Source organism: Novosphingobium sp. (assembly GCF_027486195.1).
Taxonomy (GTDB): domain Bacteria; phylum Pseudomonadota; class Alphaproteobacteria; order Sphingomonadales; family Sphingomonadaceae; genus Novosphingobium.
The window spans coordinates 15,768-32,032 of record NZ_JAIXPP010000074.1 but is presented as its reverse complement, the minus strand read 5'-3'; the positions used below and the strand labels follow the sequence as shown (position 1 = coordinate 32,032).

14 protein-coding genes are annotated in these 16,265 nt (G+C 65.6%); 4 read left to right on the top strand and 10 right to left on the bottom strand.

What is annotated here, in order from left to right:
• Positions 1 to 7: 7 nt before the first annotated feature.
• From Q0071_RS14360 to Q0071_RS14340, 5 genes are all read right to left on the bottom strand, one after another.
• Positions 8 to 2,029, bottom strand: a complete 2,022-nt coding sequence (locus tag Q0071_RS14360) for an acetyl/propionyl/methylcrotonyl-CoA carboxylase subunit alpha (RefSeq protein WP_298170790.1) — start codon at positions 2,027 to 2,029, stop codon at positions 8 to 10.
• A 5-nt stretch (positions 2,030 to 2,034) separates the two neighbouring features.
• Positions 2,035 to 4,173 carry a methylmalonyl-CoA mutase gene (gene scpA / locus Q0071_RS14355; RefSeq protein ID WP_298170787.1) on the bottom strand — a complete coding sequence of 713 codons (2,139 nt, stop codon included), beginning with the start codon at positions 4,171 to 4,173 and terminating at the stop codon, positions 2,035 to 2,037.
• Between the two features lie 156 nt (positions 4,174 to 4,329).
• Entirely contained in the window at positions 4,330 to 4,770 is a 441-nt protein-coding gene (gene mce / locus Q0071_RS14350) for a methylmalonyl-CoA epimerase (RefSeq protein ID WP_298170784.1), read from the bottom strand.
• Between the two features lie 2 nt (positions 4,771 to 4,772).
• Positions 4,773 to 5,951, bottom strand: a complete 1,179-nt coding sequence (locus tag Q0071_RS14345) for an acetyl-CoA C-acyltransferase family protein (protein ID WP_298170781.1) — start codon at positions 5,949 to 5,951, stop codon at positions 4,773 to 4,775.
• A 24-nt stretch (positions 5,952 to 5,975) separates the two neighbouring features.
• Positions 5,976 to 7,502: an acyl-CoA carboxylase subunit beta gene (locus tag Q0071_RS14340; RefSeq protein WP_298170778.1), complete on the bottom strand. Its 1,527-nt coding sequence runs from the start codon at positions 7,500 to 7,502 to the stop codon at positions 5,976 to 5,978.
• Between the two features lie 247 nt (positions 7,503 to 7,749).
• Here Q0071_RS14340 and Q0071_RS14335 point away from each other — a divergent pair, with 247 nt between their 5' ends.
• Positions 7,750 to 9,171 carry a short-chain fatty acyl-CoA regulator family protein gene (locus Q0071_RS14335; protein ID WP_298170774.1) on the top strand — a complete coding sequence of 474 codons (1,422 nt, stop codon included), beginning with the start codon at positions 7,750 to 7,752 and terminating at the stop codon, positions 9,169 to 9,171.
• 1 nt (position 9,172) lies between these two features.
• On the opposite strand, the gene Q0071_RS14330 is transcribed toward Q0071_RS14335, so the two are convergent.
• Both Q0071_RS14330 and Q0071_RS14325 read right to left on the bottom strand, forming a co-directional pair.
• The gene (locus Q0071_RS14330; RefSeq protein ID WP_298170772.1) at positions 9,173 to 9,649 is read right to left on the bottom strand and encodes a hypothetical protein; all 477 of its coding nucleotides are present in this window, start codon (positions 9,647 to 9,649) and stop codon (positions 9,173 to 9,175) included.
• A gap of 10 nt (positions 9,650 to 9,659) precedes the next feature.
• Entirely contained in the window at positions 9,660 to 10,571 is a 912-nt protein-coding gene (locus Q0071_RS14325) for a metal-dependent hydrolase (protein ID WP_298170769.1), read from the bottom strand.
• A 94-nt stretch (positions 10,572 to 10,665) separates the two neighbouring features.
• On the opposite strand from Q0071_RS14325, the gene Q0071_RS14320 reads away from it, so the two are divergent.
• Positions 10,666 to 11,340, top strand: coding sequence for a TetR-like C-terminal domain-containing protein (locus tag Q0071_RS14320; RefSeq protein WP_298170767.1), 675 nt, complete (start codon positions 10,666 to 10,668; stop codon positions 11,338 to 11,340).
• An 83-nt stretch (positions 11,341 to 11,423) separates the two neighbouring features.
• On the opposite strand, the gene sucD is transcribed toward Q0071_RS14320, so the two are convergent.
• Together sucD and sucC are read right to left on the bottom strand one after the other, a co-directional pair.
• Positions 11,424 to 12,308, bottom strand: a complete 885-nt coding sequence (sucD, locus tag Q0071_RS14315) for a succinate--CoA ligase subunit alpha (RefSeq protein WP_298170764.1) — start codon at positions 12,306 to 12,308, stop codon at positions 11,424 to 11,426.
• 3 nt (positions 12,309 to 12,311) lie between these two features.
• A complete protein-coding gene (sucC, locus tag Q0071_RS14310; RefSeq protein ID WP_298170762.1) occupies positions 12,312 to 13,511 on the bottom strand; it encodes an ADP-forming succinate--CoA ligase subunit beta in 1,200 nt (399 codons plus the stop codon).
• Positions 13,512 to 13,742: 231 nt separating this feature from the next.
• Here sucC and Q0071_RS14305 point away from each other — a divergent pair, with 231 nt between their 5' ends.
• Positions 13,743 to 14,519 (top strand): 3'(2'),5'-bisphosphate nucleotidase CysQ, encoded by a 777-nt coding sequence (locus Q0071_RS14305; protein ID WP_298170756.1) that lies wholly within the window; start codon positions 13,743 to 13,745, stop codon positions 14,517 to 14,519.
• 101 nt (positions 14,520 to 14,620) lie between these two features.
• The gene (locus Q0071_RS14300; RefSeq protein ID WP_298170753.1) at positions 14,621 to 15,388 is read left to right on the top strand and encodes a HesA/MoeB/ThiF family protein; all 768 of its coding nucleotides are present in this window, start codon (positions 14,621 to 14,623) and stop codon (positions 15,386 to 15,388) included.
• A 131-nt stretch (positions 15,389 to 15,519) separates the two neighbouring features.
• Here Q0071_RS14300 and Q0071_RS14295 read toward each other — a convergent pair whose 3' ends face one another.
• A complete protein-coding gene (locus tag Q0071_RS14295) occupies positions 15,520 to 16,236 on the bottom strand; it encodes an NAD-dependent deacylase (RefSeq protein ID WP_298170750.1) in 717 nt (238 codons plus the stop codon).
• Positions 16,237 to 16,265 lie beyond the last annotated feature (29 nt).

Genomic DNA, 16,265 nt, shown 5'->3' with positions numbered 1-16,265 from the left:
TGCGCTTCTACTCCATTTCGAGGATGATCGCATCCACCGCAAGGCTTTCCCCCTGCGCAGCGTTCACCGCCTTCACCTTGCCCGATTTTTCGGCGCGCAGGATGTTTTCCATCTTCATCGCCTCGACGACCGCGAGCGGCTGTCCGGCCTCGACCGTATCGCCCACGCCGACATGCAGCGCCACGAGCAGCCCGGGCATCGGGCAGACGAGGTACTTCGACATATCGGGCGCGACCTTGGCGATCATGTGCTTCGTCAGCGGCGCGATTCGCGCGGGCAGCACGCGCACATCGTGGCTCGCCCCGCGTGTCGTCAGCTTGAAGCCCGCCGCGCGCATGGCAACCTTCACCGTCAGCGGCTTGCCAGCGACTTCGGCCATCACCACCCGGTCGCCCGGCGTGTATTCGAGCGCGAGGTCGACTTCCGCGCCGTCGACGGTGATCGCTTCTTCATCCACCGTCACGGCATAATCCGTCTCGCCGATCCGCACCGCCCATTCGGACGGCGGATCGAGCGTAACTCCCAGCTGCCCATCGACCTGCCGCGCCCGGTCCGACCGCGCCGTGGCGAGGAACCCCGCCAGCGCCGCGAGCGACCGCTTGGTCTCGTCAGACGTCGCCGCTCCGTGGAAGCCGTCCGGGTATTCCTCGGCGATGAAGCCAGTGGTGAGCTCGCCCGACCGGAAGCGCGGGTGCTGCATGATCGCGGAGACGAAATCGATATTGTGGCCCAGCCCCTCGATCTCGAAGGCATCGAGCGCCTCGATCTGCCGGTCTGCTGCCTCGTCGCGCGTTTCACCCCATGTCACCAGCTTGGCGATCATCGGATCGTAGAACATCGAAACCTCGCCGCCTTCATAGACGCCGTCGTCCACGCGCACGCCGTCCACGCCGCGGCGGCCATTTGCCGCGCCGTCATCGGTCCAGCCTTCCACCGGCGGATCATAGCGCACCAGCCGCCCGGTGCTGGGCAGGAACCCGCGATAGGGATCCTCGGCATAGACGCGGTTCTCGATCGCCCAGCCGTCGATGCCGATATCGTCCTGCGTGAAGGCCAGCTTCTCGCCCGCCGCCACGCGGATCATCTGCTCGACCAGGTCGATGCCGGTGATCGCTTCGGTAACCGGGTGCTCCACCTGCAGGCGGGTGTTCATTTCGAGGAAGTAGAAGCTCTCGCCGCTCGGGTCCGCGCCCGAGACGATCAGTTCCACCGTACCCGCCGAATAGTAGCCCACCGCGCGGGAGAGGGCGACGCACTGCTCGCCCATCGCTTTCCGCATCTTCGGCGTCACGAAGGGCGAGGGCGCTTCCTCGACCACCTTCTGGTGCCGCCGCTGGATCGAGCATTCCCGCTCGTTGAGGTAGAGGATGTTGCCGTGCTGGTCGCCGAGGATCTGGATCTCGATGTGGCGCGGGTTCAGGATGAACTTCTCGATGAACACGCGGTCGTCGCCGAACGAGTTCAACCCCTCGCGCTTCACCGCCTCGAAGCCCTCGCGCACGTCCTTTTCGGAGTACGCCAGCCGCATGCCCTTGCCGCCGCCACCGGCCGAGGCCTTCATCATCACCGGATAGCCGATCTCGTCCGAGATACGCACGGCGTGCTCGGTATCCTCGATCTCGCCCACGAAGCCGGGGACGACATTGACCCCCGCCGCCTTTGCCAGCTTCTTCGATTCGATCTTGTCACCCATCGCGGCAATCGCATTCACGGGCGGCCCGATGAACGCGATGCCGTTCTTGGCCAGTTCTTCGGCAAAGCTCGTGCGTTCAGACAGGAACCCGTAACCCGGATGCACCGCCTCTGCGCCGGTCTGCTTGCATGCCGCGATGATCTTGTCCGCGATCAAGTAGCTCTGCGCGGCAGGCGAAGGCCCGATATGCACCGCCTCATCCGCCATCTTCACAAACGGCGCGCGCGCATCGGCATCCGAATAAACCGCCACGGTCTGGATACCCATCCGGCGCGCGGTCTTGATCACACGGCAGGCAATTTCGCCACGGTTGGCGATGAGGATTTTCTTGAACATTGGGATTACTCCGCCGCTGCCAGTTCTTCGCCCGCAGGCGGCATATTGTGACCCAGCAGGCGGAGCATATCCGCCGCTGCCTCAACCACATTGGTGCCCGGGCCGTAGATGCCCTGCACCCCGGCCTCGCGCAGGAAATCGTAGTCCTGCGGGGGGATCACGCCGCCCGCGACGACCTTGATATCGCTGTGGCCCGCTTCGCGCAGGTGGCGGATCAGTTCGGGGATCAGCGTCTTGTGGCCTGCCGCCAGCGACGACGCGCCGACTGCATCGACCTCGTTCTCCAGCGCCAGCTTGGCGGCTTCCTCGGGCGTCTGGAACAGCGGGCTGCTGGTCACGTCGAAGCCCATGTCGCCGAACGCCGAGGCGATCACGTTCGCGCCGCGATCATGCCCGTCCTGGCCCATCTTCGAGACGAGCATCCTGGGCGCACGGCCCAAGCGGCGCGTCACGGCTTCGACGCCGTCGAGCACCTGCTGGTAGCGAGAGTCGCCTGCATAATAGGCGCTGTAGACTCCCTTCACCGGAGTGGGATGCGTGCCATGGCGACCGAACACGATTTCCATCGCATCCGAAATCTCGCCCAGCGTCGCGCGGTGCCTTGCGGCTTCGACCGCGAGTTCGAGCAGGTTGCCGCCGGTCTTCGCGCCTTCGGTCAGCGCATTGAGCGCCGCGCGGCACTTGGTTTCGTCGCGCGTCTCGCGCACCCACTTCAGCCGCGCGATCTGGCCTTCGCGCACCGCCATGTTGTCGACTTCCAGCGTATCGAGCTGGTCTTCGCTGGCGAGGCGGTACTTGTTGACGCCGACGATCACGTCATCGCCCTTGTCCACCCGCGCCTGACGACCCGCCGCGGCTTCCTCGATCATCGCCTTGGGCCAGCCCGCCGCGACGGCCTTGGCCATGCCGCCTTCGCTTTCCACGCGCTCGATGATCTCCCACGCCTTGTCGACCAGTTCCTGCGTCAGCGCCTCGATGTAGTACGAGCCCCCCAGCGGATCGACCACCTTGGTCATCCCGGTCTCTTCCTGGATGACGATCTGCGTGTTGCGGGCAATGCGCGCGGAAAAGTCGGTCGGCAGCGCGATGGCTTCATCGAGCGCGTTGGTGTGGAGCGACTGCGTGCCGCCCAGCATCGCGGCCATCGCCTCGATCGTGGTGCGGATCACGTTGTTGTAGGGGTCCTGCTCCTGCAAGCTCACGCCCGAGGTCTGGCAGTGCGTGCGCAGCATCTTGCTCCGCTCGTCCTGCGCGCCCAGCTGCGTCATCACCCGGTGCCACAGCACGCGCGCGGCGCGCAGCTTGGCCACTTCCATGAAGAAGTTCATGCCGATGGCGAAGAAGAACGAAAGGCGCCCGGCAAACTTGTCGATATCAAGGCCCGAGGCGACGCCGTACTTCACGTATTCCATGCCGTCGGCGATGGTGAACGCCAGCTCCTGCACCTGCGTCGCGCCGGCTTCCTGCATGTGATAGCCGGAGATCGAGATCGAATTGAACTTCGGCATCTCGCGGCTGGTATAGCCGAAAATGTCCGAGATGATCCGCATGCTTGGCTCGGGCGGATAGATATAGGTGTTGCGGACCATGAACTCCTTGAGGATGTCGTTCTGGATGGTCCCGTCGAGCGCGGCGCGCGGCACGCCCTGCTCCTCGCCCGCCACGATGAAGAACGCGAGAATGGGGATCACCGCGCCGTTCATGGTCATCGAGACGGACATCTGATCGAGCGGAATCCCGTCGAACAGGATCTTCATGTCCTCGACCGAATCGATCGCCACGCCCGCCTTGCCGACATCGCCGACGACGCGCGGATGGTCGCTGTCATAGCCACGGTGCGTCGCCAGATCGAACGCGACGGACAGGCCCTTCTGCCCCGCCGCCAGATTGCGGCGATAGAATGCGTTCGATTCCTCGGCAGTGGAGAAGCCCGCATATTGCCGGATCGTCCAGGGCCGCCCTGCATACATCGAGGCGCGCACCCCGCGCGTGAACGGCGCGAAGCCGGGCAGGCCCGGATCGACCGGCGCATCGTCTGCCGTGTAGAGCGGCTTGACCGCGATGCCTTCGGGGGTCTGCCAGGTCAGGTCCTTACCCTTGACCTCCTTGGCCGCCGCCTTCTGCCAGTCTTCGATATTCGCCATCGCTCTATCCTCAATGCCCTCTCCCCGGTCGGGGAGAGGATACGCAGGCTTGGCAGCTTGCTGCCTAGCCGAAGTTGGAGAGGGGCCTCGGGCGCTTGCCGTGCGCGCCATTCCCCCCTCCCAACCCTCCCCCCTGAAGGGGAGAGGGCTTTTAGCTCAGTGCCCCCCAGCAGGCACTTCCATGATCTCGGTCAGCACCCCGCCCATGTCCTTGGGGTGGACGAAGAAGATCAGCGTCCCATGCGCGCCGATGCGGGGTTCGCCCAGCACGCGCTTGCCCAGCGCCTCGAACGCCGCCTTGGCCGCGTGGATATCAGGCACTTCGTAGCACATGTGGTGCTGCCCCCCCGCCGGGTTCTTGGCGAGGAAGGCGGCGATCCCGGCATTGCCCGGCAGCGGCTCGATCAGCTCGATCTGCGTGCCGTTCAGCGCCCCATCCGCGCCGGGCGTATCGACGAAGCACACCTTCACCCCCTGCTCGGGCAGGTCGAACGGCTCGTGAATCTTCGTCGCGCCCATCACATCGCGCCAGAACACCACGCTGTCCGCAATCGAAGGCGTCGCGACGCCGATGTGGTTCAGCCTGCCAAGCTTCATGATCAAACCCTCTCGATCACCATGGCGATGCCCTGACCGCCGCCGATGCACATCGTGATCAGGCCGTACTGGCCCCCGGTGCGCTGCAGCTCGTAAGCCGCCTTGATCGTCAGGATCGCGCCCGTCGCGCCGATGGGGTGGCCGAGCGAAATGCCCGAGCCGTTGGGATTGGTCTTGGCCGGATCGAAGCCCAGCTCCTTCGCCACGCCGCAGGCCTGCGCCGCGAAGGCCTCGTTGCTCTCGATCACGTCGATCTGATCCAGCGTCAGCCCCGCGCGCTTCAGCGCCACCGGCACGGCCTTCACCGGGCCGAGACCCATCACATTCGGCTCCACGCCTGCATGGCCCCAGCTAAGGATCTTGGCGATGGGCTTCAGCCCATGCTCGGCCACCGCTTCGCCGCTCGCCAGCACGACCGCACCTGCGCCGTCGTTGATGCCGCTGGCGTTGCCGGCGGTCACTGTGCCGTCCTTCTTGAACACCGGGCGCAGGCTGGCCATCGATTCTAGGCTGGCATCGGCGCGGAAATGCTCGTCAGTGTCGAACACGGTCGTGCCCTTGCGGGTCTTGATCTCGACCGGGACGATCTGCTCCTTGAAGTAGCCCGCCGCCGTCGCCGCCGCCGCGCGCTTGTGGCTTTCGACTGCCAGCGCATCCTGCGTTTCGCGCGTGATCTGGTGGCGCTCGGCCACGTTCTCCGCCGTCACGCCCATATGGATGTTCTCGAACGGATCGTGCAGCGCGCCGAGCATGGCGTCCATCATCACCTGATCGCCCATTTTCTGCCCGTTCCGCGCCGTCAGCACCATATGCGGCGCGTTCGACATGACCTCGCAGCCCCCGCCGACGGCGATCTGCTGCTCGCCCAGCGCAATCCCCTGCGCGGCAGAGACAATCGCCTGCAGGCCCGAACCGCACAGCCGGTTCACGTTCATCGCCGGGCTTTCGATGGGTACGCCCGCGTTCACCGCCGCGACGCGGCTGACATAGGCGTCCTTCGGCTGCGTCGGCACGACAGTGCCGATTACCACGTTCTCGACCTTGTCCGCGCTGATCCCCGCGCGGGCAATCGCCTCCTTGATCACGATGGTGCCCAGATCCGCCGGGCGGAACGAGGCGAGGCTGCCGCCAAACGTGCCAATGGCCGTGCGCGCGCCGGAAACGATGAAGATGTCAGTCATGTAGAAATTTCCTCAGGCCACCGCTCACAGCGGAATATTGTCGTGCTTCTTCCAGGGGTTCTCGAGGCTCTTGTTCCGCAGCTTGCGCAGCCCCAGCGCAATGCGCCGCCGCGTCGAATGCGGGTGGATCACCTCGTCGATGAAGCCCTTGCTCGCCGCCACGAACGGGTTGGCGAAGCGGTCCTCGTATTCCTTGGTCTTTTGCGCCTGCTCTTCGGTCGAAAGCCCGCGGAAGATGATCTCCACCGCGCCCTTTGCGCCCATCACCGCGATTTCGGCGGTCGGCCAGGCGTAGTTCAAATCGCCGCGCAGATGCTTGGAGGCCATCACGTCATAGGCGCCGCCATAGGCCTTGCGCGTGATCACGGTGATCTTGGGCACGGTCGCCTCGGCATAAGCGAACAGCAGCTTGGCACCGTGCTTGATGATCCCGCCCAGTTCCTGCGCGGTGCCCGGCAGGAAGCCCGGCACATCGACGAACGTGATGATCGGAATTTCGAACGCATCGCAGAAGCGCACGAAGCGCGCGGCCTTCTTCGAGGAATTGATATCGAGCACGCCCGCCAGCACCATCGGCTGGTTAGCCACCACGCCCACGGTCTTGCCCTCGATCCGCCCGAAGCCGCAGAGGATATTGCCCGCGTGCTTGGGCTGGATTTCGAAGAACTCGCCTTCGTCCAGCGTCTTGGCGATCACCTCGTGCATGTCATAGGGCTGGTTGGCCGAGGCGGGGATGATCGTGTCGAGGCTCGGCTCCAGCCGGTCCCACGCATCCGCCGTCGGCCGCTCGGGCACGCCGGCGCGGTTGGTCAGCGGCAGGTAATCGAAGAACTCGCGCGCCATGAGCAGCGCTTCGATATCGTTCTCGCAGGCGAGATCGGCCACCGAGGTCTTGGTCGAATGCGTCACCGCGCCGCCCAGTTCCTCCTGGGTCACGATCTCGTTGGTCACCGTCTTGACCACGTCCGGGCCGGTGACGAACATGTACGAGCTGTCCTTCACCATGAAGATGAAGTCGGTCATCGCGGGCGAATAGACCGCGCCGCCCGCGCAAGGCCCCATGATGAGGGAAAGCTGCGGCACGACGCCTGAGGCGAGCACGTTACGCTGGAAGATCTCGGCATAGCCGCCAAGGCTCGCGACGCCTTCCTGAATACGCGCGCCGCCGCTGTCGTTGATTCCGATCACTGGCGCGCCCACTTTCAGCGCCGTGTCCATGATCTTGCAGATCTTCATCGCGTGGCGCTCTGAAACCGCGCCGCCGAACACGGTGAAGTCCTGGCTGAACACATAGACCAGCCGCCCGTTGATCGTGCCCGATCCGGTGACGACACCATCACCCGGAATGGTGTGCTCGGGCATGCCAAAGTCGACGCAGTTGTGCTCGACGTAAGCATCGATCTCTTCGAAGCTGCCCTCGTCGAGCAGGATATCGAGCCGCTCGCGCGCGGTCAGCTTGCCCTTGGCGTGCTGGGCATCGATGCGGCGCTGGCCGCCCCCCATGCGGGCCGCCTCGCGGCGCTTTTCCATTTCGGCGATATTGGCAGACATGCGGGAGCATTCCTCGACTGCAAGCGTTCAAGGCGCTGGCGGATGCCGCATCGCAGCGCGCCTGTCCAATGCAATTCAGCAAAGTTGCAAAGCCCAACTTTGCAAACTAGGCTTGCAACTCCATGCCTCTCTCCAACCCCGCTCACCCTGAGCCTGTCGAAGGGTGCTGGCGCTACCGCTGGGCATGATGCTTCGACAGGCTCAGCACGAGCGGGTGTGGGGATGGATCGGGAGGAAAAGCAGACCCATGGCAAACCGCCGCATCTTTGCAGGACAGGCCCTGCGCACCTTGCGCCAGCGGCGCGGGTTGCGTCAGGCAGAGATGGCCACTGCGCTCGGCATCAGCGCGCCCTATCTCTCACAGCTCGAAACCGATGAGCGCCACCTCACCCCCGCGCTGGCAGAGCGTCTGCGCGCCGCCTTCCCGATCGATTGGGCCGATTTCGCGCCGCCCGATGCCGATGCCCTCGCGGAGTCGCTACGCGACGCCTTGGCCGATCCGCAACTGTCCGGCACGATCCCGGCAGAGCAGGTCGAGCGGCTGGCGCGCCAGTTCCCCGCCTTCGCGGAGAGTTTCGTCGCGCTCCACGGCCTCTTCGCCAAGGGCCGCCAGCGCCTCGAAATGCTCGACGAAGCGATCGGAGCAGACCTTGGTGGCTCCGAGATCGCGGGCGGCCGCCTGCCGTGGGAGGAAGTGCGCGACTGGTTCCACCTCGCCAACAATTACGTCGATCGCATCGACCGCGATGCTGAAGCGCTGGCCCACGAAATCGCCGGCGACGAGGCAAGTCCGCGCATCCGCACGATGCAGCAATGGCTGCGCCGTGAAGGCGTGACCATCGAATGGGCTAGCGGCGCCGCGCTGCGCCGATTCGATGCGGCAAAGCGCCACCTCCAGCTCGATTCCGCGCAGCCCAACGAATCGAGCCGGTTCCAGCTGGCCTATCAGGTCGCCGCGCTGGCCCTCTCGGATCAGATCGCGGCCATCGTCGCCTCCGCGCCGCTGCAGACAGAAGCCGCGCGCCACCTCCTCACTGTCGGCCTCGGCAACTACGCCGCCGGCGCGCTGCTCATGCCCTACGAGCGCTTCCGCAGCGCCGCGCGCACGCTTCGCCATGATATCGACCGCCTGCGCCAGCTCTTCCACACCAGCTTCGAACAGTGCTGCCACCGCCTCTCCACCTTGCAACGCCCGCAGGCGCGCGGCATCCCGGTGTTTTTCGCGCGGGTGGACATGGCGGGCAACATCACCAAGCGCCACTCCGCCACGCGCCTCCAGTTTGGCCGCTTCGGCGGCGCGTGCCCCTTGTGGATCGTCCACGAAGCGGTCGCCATCCCGGACCGCATCCACGTCCAGCTTGCCGAGATGCCCGATGGCATCCGCTACGTCTCGATCGCCAAGGGCCTCGTGAAACCCAGCGGCAGCTACTACCGCCAGCCCCGCCGCTATGCCGTGGTCCTCGGCTGCGAAGCCGCCCTCTCCGACGAATTCGTCTACGCCGACGGTCTCAATCTCACCAACGAGGACGCCGTCACCCGAATCGGTATCTCCTGCCGCATCTGCCCGCGCGATACCTGCGACCAGCGCGCCTTCCCCCCAAGCGACAAGGCCATCGCGGTCGATCCCAGCCAACGCGATCTGGTGCCTTACCGGATCGTGGAGGGGTAGCTCACTCCTGCCCGCGCACCCGCACCACGATCTCGATAACCGCCCACACCAGCATGACGATGCCCACGTAGAACAGGAAAAACGGGATCAGGTTGGTCACCGGCGCGGCGAATTTCAGGCCGCGACTGTCCTTGAACAGCGCGTCGAACAGCGAGGCGATGGGGAAGCACCACGCTGTCAGAACCAGCATCCGCGCAATACGCCGCGCCGTGGCCAAGGGCAGGGCCATCGCCGGTTGCAGCGCCGCCACCAGCCACAGCATCAGCCCGTTGAGCACACCTTCCATGTGGCTCATGCGCCAAGCCTTGTCGCTGCCGGGCAATTGCAGCGCGATCTTGCCCGGGATCGGCCAGAGCTCGATGCTGCCGATGAGGTAGAACACGAAGCCGAACCCCGCGACGAACCCCAGCAGCATCACATAGCCGCCCTGCACGATCAGCATGCGCTGCACGCCGCGCAGTTCCGAACCTTCCATCATCCATCCCCCTTCAGAACGGCACCGGCATCGCGGCGCTCTGCGTGTCGATCAGCGGCATCGGCGCGCCCCGATCCCCGGCCCGTTCCCCGGCACGCGCATGCGCCGCGATCCATTCGCGCACCCACGGATGATCCTTCATCCCACGCGGATCATGGCCCGGCACCAGCGAACGCAGCAACGCGGGCCCCGCGCCCAGCAGAAACCGCGCCGCCCACCACCACACCTTGAGCCGCGAGCCGGGCCGCCGCCAGCGTCCATCCGCCAGCAGCAGCGCGCGGTAGCACCGGCGGCTCCAGCGGATCACATCGAGCGACCCATGCAGCACGCCGAACGCCCGCCGCCAGTACCCCGGCGAGACCGCCTCATAGACATCGTGCGCCACCAGCTTGTGCTCGGTTTCCTCGACCATGTGCCACAGGATGAACGAGGTGACCTGGCGGTCCGCGCCGCGAAACAGCTTCACCCGGTTGCCCACCAGCCATTCTGTCAGCCCCAGCGTCATCGCCTCGAACCCCGCCGCGTAGGCGAGGCGCACCGCCAGCGGGCGCTGCAAGAGCCGCGCATAGGCCTGCGCCATTTCCGCTTCTACATCGGCGAGGCTGGCATAGCCTTGGGCCAGGATCACATCGTTGAACCGCCGATGCGTGCGGTAGTGCTGCGTCTCCTGCATGCAGAAGTCGCGCGCCTCGCGCCGCACCGCAGGGTTTTCGATCTGCTTCGCCGCCTCGCCCAGCGTGGCCACCAGAAATGGCTCAAGATGCGGCATCACGAACGATGCGCCGTTGATCATCTGCGCAAATTCGGGCGCATGCGGGATCCAGTGCGCCGGCGTATCCTCGGCAAAGGCAAAGGCGCCCTGCCGCACCGTGATCGGTGTGATCGCGCCAGCATGCCCGCGTGCGCCCGCATTGGTGTCGCCCATCACCCGCTCCCTTGCGCCGGATCGACTCTATAACGATGTTATAAACCCGGCATACTACTGGAATTTCAAAGCGCAAGCGCCCATGCAAAACACGATGCCGAATCGGAGGACTGTCACCACAGAGCCCCCGCGCGAAGATCTCGCCGCGCGCCTGCTCGCTGAGGCCGAAGCACTCATCCGCCGTGACGGACCAGACGGCATTGCCCTGCGCGAACTCGCCCGCGCCTGCGGTTCCTCGACCATGGCAATCTACACGCTCTATGGCGGCAAGCCGGGGCTGATGCAGGCGCTCTACGCGGTCGGCTTCGCGCGGCTCCACGCTTACGCCCTCTCAGCCGAGCACCGCGATGCCCCCTTGCGCTGGATGGTCCGCCAGATGCTCGCCTATCGCCGCTTCGCGCTCGATCATACCGGGCTCTACCGGCTGATGTTCGGCGGCGAGAAGCGCTTCTCTCCTACCGGCCGCCACAGCCGCTTCGCCTCGCTCGCCGTGCCGGTAGAGGATGCCTACCCCGCCTTCGCCGCGCTGGTCGATGCCGTCGGCACGTGCCTCGCCCACCACCGCGCCAAGGCGCCCGATCCTGCCGAAGTGCAGGACCTAGCCTTCCTCGTCTGGGGTCAGATGCATGGCCTCGTCAGCCTCGAAATCGCTGGCTACGCCGATCCTGACGACGCGCTCGCACGCTACCAGTCCGCCGTGCGCTTTATCTGCACCCACTGCGGGGCGGATCGCGCCGACTTGGATGCTGAACTGGCCGCTAGCAACTAACCACCGCCCGCGTCATTGCGCGCCAACGAAAAAGGCCGGAGGTTTCCCCCCGACCTCTTCGTAAAACCAAAGTGCGAAAAGGCTCAGCCCTTCAGCACTTCCGCCAGCGTCTCACCCAAGAGCGAGGGCGACGGCGAAACGCTGATGCCTGCTTCTTCCATCGCGGCGATCTTGCTTTCCGCATCGCCCTTGCCGCCCGAAACGATCGCGCCGGCGTGGCCCATGCGGCGGCCCGGAGGCGCCGAGCGGCCCGCGATGAAACCGGCCATCGGCTTCTTGCGGCCCTTCTTGGCTTCGTCGATCAGGAACTGTGCGGCCATTTCCTCGGCGTCGCCGCCGATTTCGCCGATCATGATGATCGACTTGGTCTCGTCGTCCGCCAGGAACAGCTCGAGCACATCGATGAAGTTGGTGCCGTTCACCGGATCGCCGCCGATGCCGACAGCGGTCGTCTGGCCCAGGCCGATGTTGGTGGTCTGGAACACCGCTTCATACGTCAGCGTACCCGAACGCGAGACGACGCCGACCGAGCCCTGCTTGAAGATCGAGCCCGGCATGATGCCGATCTTGCATTCGTTCGGGGTCAGCACGCCGGGGCAGTTCGGGCCGATCAGGCGCGACTTCGAGCCCTGCAGCGCGCGCTTCACGCGCACCATGTCGAGCACCGGGATGCCCTCGGTAATGCACACGATCAGTTCCATCTGCGCGTCGATCGCCTCAAGGATCGCATCCGCAGCGCCCGGAGGCGGAACGTAGATGCAGCTCGCGGTCGCGCCGGTAGCGGCCTTGGCTTCGGCCACGGTGTCATACTGCGGCAGGCCGATGTGGCTGGTGCCACCCTTGCCCGGGGTGACGCCCGCGACCATCTGCGTGCCGTAATCGAGCGCGGCCTGCGTGTGGAACGCGCCGGTCTTGCCGGTCATGCCCTGCGTGATGACCTTGGTGTGCTTGTTGACGAGAATCGACATGGTTCAGGAAACCTTCCGGACTGCGGCCACGATCTTCTGCGCGGCATCGCCAAGGTCGTTGGCGGGGACAATGGGGAGACCCGAATTGGCAAGAATGTCCTTGCCCTGCTGCACGTTGGTGCCTTCAAGGCGCACGACCAGCGGAACCTGCAGGTTCACTTCCTTCGCCGCAGCCACGATGCCGTCGGCGATGATGTCGCACTTCATGATCCCGCCGAAGATGTTGACGAGAATGCCCTTCACCGCCGGATCGGACAGGATCAACTTGAATGCCGCCGTCACCTTCTCGGTTGTCGCGCCGCCGCCCACGTCGAGGAAGTTCGCGGGGAATTCGCCGTTGAGCTTGATGATGTCCATCGTCGCCATGGCGAGGCCCGCGCCGTTGACCATGCAGCCGATGTTGCCGTCGAGCTTGATGTAGGCGAGGTCGTACTTGCTGGCCTCGATCTCGGCCGGATCTTCCTCGGTCTCGTCACGCAGCGCGACGACATCGGGGTGGCGATAGAGCGCGTTCGAATCGAAGCTCATCTTGGTGTCGAGGACGAGCAGGTTGCCGTCGTTCGTTTCCACCAGCGGGTTGATTTCGAGCATGTCGCAATCAAGCGCCATGAACGCGGTGTAGAGCTGCTTGGCGATCGTGGCGGCCTGCTTGTTGAGCTCGCCCGTCAGCTTCAGTGCATAGCCCACGGCGCGGCCGTGGTGCGGCATGAAGCCCTGTGCCGGATCGATCGTGATCGTGGCGATTTTCTCAGGTGTGCTGTGCGCAACCTCTTCGATATCCATGCCGCCTTCGGTCGAGACGATCATGGCAACGCGGCCGGTGCCCCGGTCCACCACCATCGAGAGGTAGTATTCCTTGGCGATATCAACGCCGTCGGTCACGTAAAGGCGGTTCACCTGCTTGCCCGCCGCGCCGGTCTGCACCGTCACCAGCGTATTGCCGAGCATTTCCCTGGCAAACGCTTCGACTTCTTCGACCGACTTGGCCAGCCGTACGCCGCCCTTGGCATCGGGGCCGAGTTCCTTGAACTTGCCCTTGCCGCGCCCGCCTGCGTGGATCTGCGCCTTCACCACATAGAGCGGCCCGGGCAGCTGCTTCGCGGCGGCAACCGCTTCTTCCACGGTCAGGGCAGCAATGCCCGCCGGAATGCCGACGCCGAAACGGCTGAGCAATTCCTTGGCCTGATATTCATGAACGTTCATGCGTGATCCCCGCAAAGAGAGAATGAGAGCTAGCGGTTTGAACCCGGCAGGTCGCGCTGCCTTAAGCACACGGCTAAGGGCTTGAAAAGGGTTCGTGGCACCCAATTGCGCCTGCATGGATGCATTCTCCGCCTGCGCGGCCTCGCCTTCGCCGAATACGAATGCACAGCCGGGTCCGCGCCCACAGCGCCCCCTTGCGCTCACGCCGCCAAACCCGCATCCCGAAAGCCAATGATCGACTTCGACCGCTTCCGCCACATCATGGCCGAAGCCGGACGCCTGGCGCTTGCCAGCTGGCCCGGCCACGGCCACGCGCTCGATGTGTGGGACAAGTCTCCGAACAACCCCGTCTCCGCCGCCGATCTCGCCGTTGATGGCTATCTCAAGCAGGAACTCGGGGCGCTGCTCCCCTCCGCCGGCTGGCTCTCCGAGGAAACCGTCGATGATCCGTCCCGGCTCGACAAAGGGCTGTGCTGGCTGGTCGATCCCATCGACGGTACGCGCGACTTCGTACGCGGACGGCCCGGCTGGGCTGTATCGGTCGCGCTCATTTCCGAAGGGCGCCCCCTGATCGGCGCACTCGATGCGCCCGCGCGCGGCGAATACTGGCAGGCCATCGCCGGGCAGGGCGCAACCCGCAACGAAGCGCCCCTGACCGCCAGCAATCGCCAGTCGCTTGCCGGTGCGCGCGTCCCCGCCGATGCGCTGCCCCGCGCGGACCACGACCTCATCCTCGTCGACAAGCCCAATTCGATCGCGCTGCGCATCGCGATGGTCGCCGCCGATGAGGCCGATCTCCTCGCCACGCTGCGCTGGGGCTACGAATGGGATATCGGCGCCGCCGCCCTCATCGCCCGCGAAGCCGGCGCTGCTGTCAGCGACGCATTCGGCGCCCCGCTCGCCTACAACAAGCGCGACCCACGCGCCTTCGGCCTCCTCGCCGCAGCACCTGCGATCCACGCGGCGGCGGTGGACCGCCTCGCCGAACGCGCAAGCCGCATGGCGTAGGACCCTATCTCTACCGCCGCCATCGTGCTGGCCTGGCTCTGATCAGGCGGCCGCATCCATGGCCCTCGCATTTTCTCTCCTTTCTCACTAACTCCCCTCCCATGACTCCTGACCGCCTCGACCGCTTCGCCCGCCACATTGTCCTTCCCGAAGTGGGCGGCGCGGGGCAGGCGAAGCTCGTGCAGAGCCATGTCGTGCTGGTCGGGCTTGGCGGCATTGGCAGCCCCGCCTTGCAGTATCTGGCGGGAGCGGGGATCGGGCGGCTGACCCTGATCGACGACGATGTGGTCGATGCCTCGAACCTCCAGCGGCAGACCATCTTTGCGACCGGTGACATTGGCCGGCCCAAGGCCGAGGCGGCGGCGGAGTGGCTCCAGGCCTTTGACCCGGCGCTGGCAGGCACGGCGCATGTCACGCGGCTGACTCGCGGCAATGCGGCAGAGCTGATCGCGGGTGCCGACGTCGTGCTCGATGGCTGCGACAACTTTGCGACGCGGCTGGCGGTTTCGGATGCCTGTGTCGCGGCAGGTGTGCCGCTGACGAGTGCGGCCTTGGGCCGGTTCCAGGGGCAGGTGGCGAATTTCGCCGGGCACCGCGCGGGCCATGCCTGCTATCGCTGCTTTGTCGGCGATGCGTTCGATGCGGAGGACTGCGACACTTGCGCCGATACCGGGGTACTGGGGGCGATGGTCGGCATGGTGGGAGCATTTGGCGCGATGGCGGCCTTGCGGGTGCTGCTGGAGGGCGTTTCGACGCTGGGCGATCCGCAATGGGGGCAGGTCCATGTGCTCGACGGGCTGAAGCCCGCGCTGCGCACGATGCGGATTGCCAATGACCCGGAGTGCGGGGCCTGCGGGTCAGCGCCCTAGCTCACACTCAACTTTCCCGTCGCCCCGTGCTTGACACGGGGCTTGGCTGCCTTTGCCGCCAAGGAAAGCCTAGGCCCGTGTCAAGCACGGGCCGACGACAGCTTTTTTGAGCTAGGAGCCGGAGTTTAGGACTACGTTGCCAGCAGCTCCGCCACCCATGCTGGCACGATCTCGCTGGCGGGGCCGAGGCGGGTCTCTTCAAACCACGAGGATCCGGCTGAGCGTTCGAGATTGAGTTCGAGCGTGGCGGCGCCAAGCTCGCGGGCGGTCCGCACGAAGCCGGCGGCGGGATAGACCGCGCCCGAGGTGCCGATCGAGACGAACAGATCGGCTTCGGAGAGCGCGGCGAATATTTCGTCCATGCGATAGGGCACTTCGCCGAACCACACGACGTCCGGGCGTAGCGCGGTGACACTGCAGGCAGGGCAGGGCGGGCGGTGGATCAGCGGGCCGGTCCACGACATGCGCGTGTCGCAGGCTGTGCACCACACAGTAAGGTGCTCACCGTGCATGTGGATCACCGAGAGCGAGCCGCCCCGCTCGTGCAGATCATCGACATTCTGGGTGACGAGAGTGACGCTGCCGCCGGGCACTTTCTTCGGCCATTCGCGCTCCAGCCGGCCCAAGGCGTGGTGGGCGGGGTTGGGCTGCTTGGTCTGGATGGCTTCGCGGCGCATGTCGTAGAAGCGCAGCACGAGATCGGGATCGCGCACGAAGCCTTCGGGCGTAGCGACGTCCTCGACGCGGTGCTTTTCCCAAAGGCCTCCGGCTGAGCGGAACGTATCGATTCCGCTTTCGGCGGAGACGCCCGCGCCGGTCAGGATGACGATGTTGCGAATGGTCTGCATCGCGGCCATGAAGCACGCGAGACACGAGG

What these genes read in the sequence shown, in the direction of transcription:
- Q0071_RS14340 (WP_298170778.1), bottom strand. Translation starts at nt 7,502, where the DNA reads ATGTCTGCCAATATCGCCGAAATGGAAAAGCGCCGCGAGGCGGCCCGC.
- Q0071_RS14295 (WP_298170750.1), bottom strand. Translation starts at nt 16,236, where the DNA reads ATGCAGACCATTCGCAACATCGTCATCCTGACCGGCGCGGGCGTCTCC.
- sucC (WP_298170762.1), bottom strand. Translation starts at nt 13,511, where the DNA reads ATGAACGTTCATGAATATCAGGCCAAGGAATTGCTCAGCCGTTTCGGC.
- Q0071_RS14345 (WP_298170781.1), bottom strand. Translation starts at nt 5,951, where the DNA reads ATGACTGACATCTTCATCGTTTCCGGCGCGCGCACGGCCATTGGCACG.
- Q0071_RS14305 (WP_298170756.1), top strand. Translation starts at nt 13,743, where the DNA reads ATGATCGACTTCGACCGCTTCCGCCACATCATGGCCGAAGCCGGACGC.
- Q0071_RS14330 (WP_298170772.1), bottom strand. Translation starts at nt 9,649, where the DNA reads ATGATGGAAGGTTCGGAACTGCGCGGCGTGCAGCGCATGCTGATCGTG.
- Q0071_RS14360 (WP_298170790.1), bottom strand. Translation starts at nt 2,029, where the DNA reads ATGTTCAAGAAAATCCTCATCGCCAACCGTGGCGAAATTGCCTGCCGT.
- mce (WP_298170784.1), bottom strand. Translation starts at nt 4,770, where the DNA reads ATGAAGCTTGGCAGGCTGAACCACATCGGCGTCGCGACGCCTTCGATT.
- Q0071_RS14320 (WP_298170767.1), top strand. Translation starts at nt 10,666, where the DNA reads ATGCCGAATCGGAGGACTGTCACCACAGAGCCCCCGCGCGAAGATCTC.
- Q0071_RS14300 (WP_298170753.1), top strand. Translation starts at nt 14,621, where the DNA reads ATGACTCCTGACCGCCTCGACCGCTTCGCCCGCCACATTGTCCTTCCC.
- Q0071_RS14335 (WP_298170774.1), top strand. Translation starts at nt 7,750, where the DNA reads ATGGCAAACCGCCGCATCTTTGCAGGACAGGCCCTGCGCACCTTGCGC.
- scpA (WP_298170787.1), bottom strand. Translation starts at nt 4,173, where the DNA reads ATGGCGAATATCGAAGACTGGCAGAAGGCGGCGGCCAAGGAGGTCAAG.
- Q0071_RS14325 (WP_298170769.1), bottom strand. Translation starts at nt 10,571, where the DNA reads ATGGGCGACACCAATGCGGGCGCACGCGGGCATGCTGGCGCGATCACA.
- sucD (WP_298170764.1), bottom strand. Translation starts at nt 12,308, where the DNA reads ATGTCGATTCTCGTCAACAAGCACACCAAGGTCATCACGCAGGGCATG.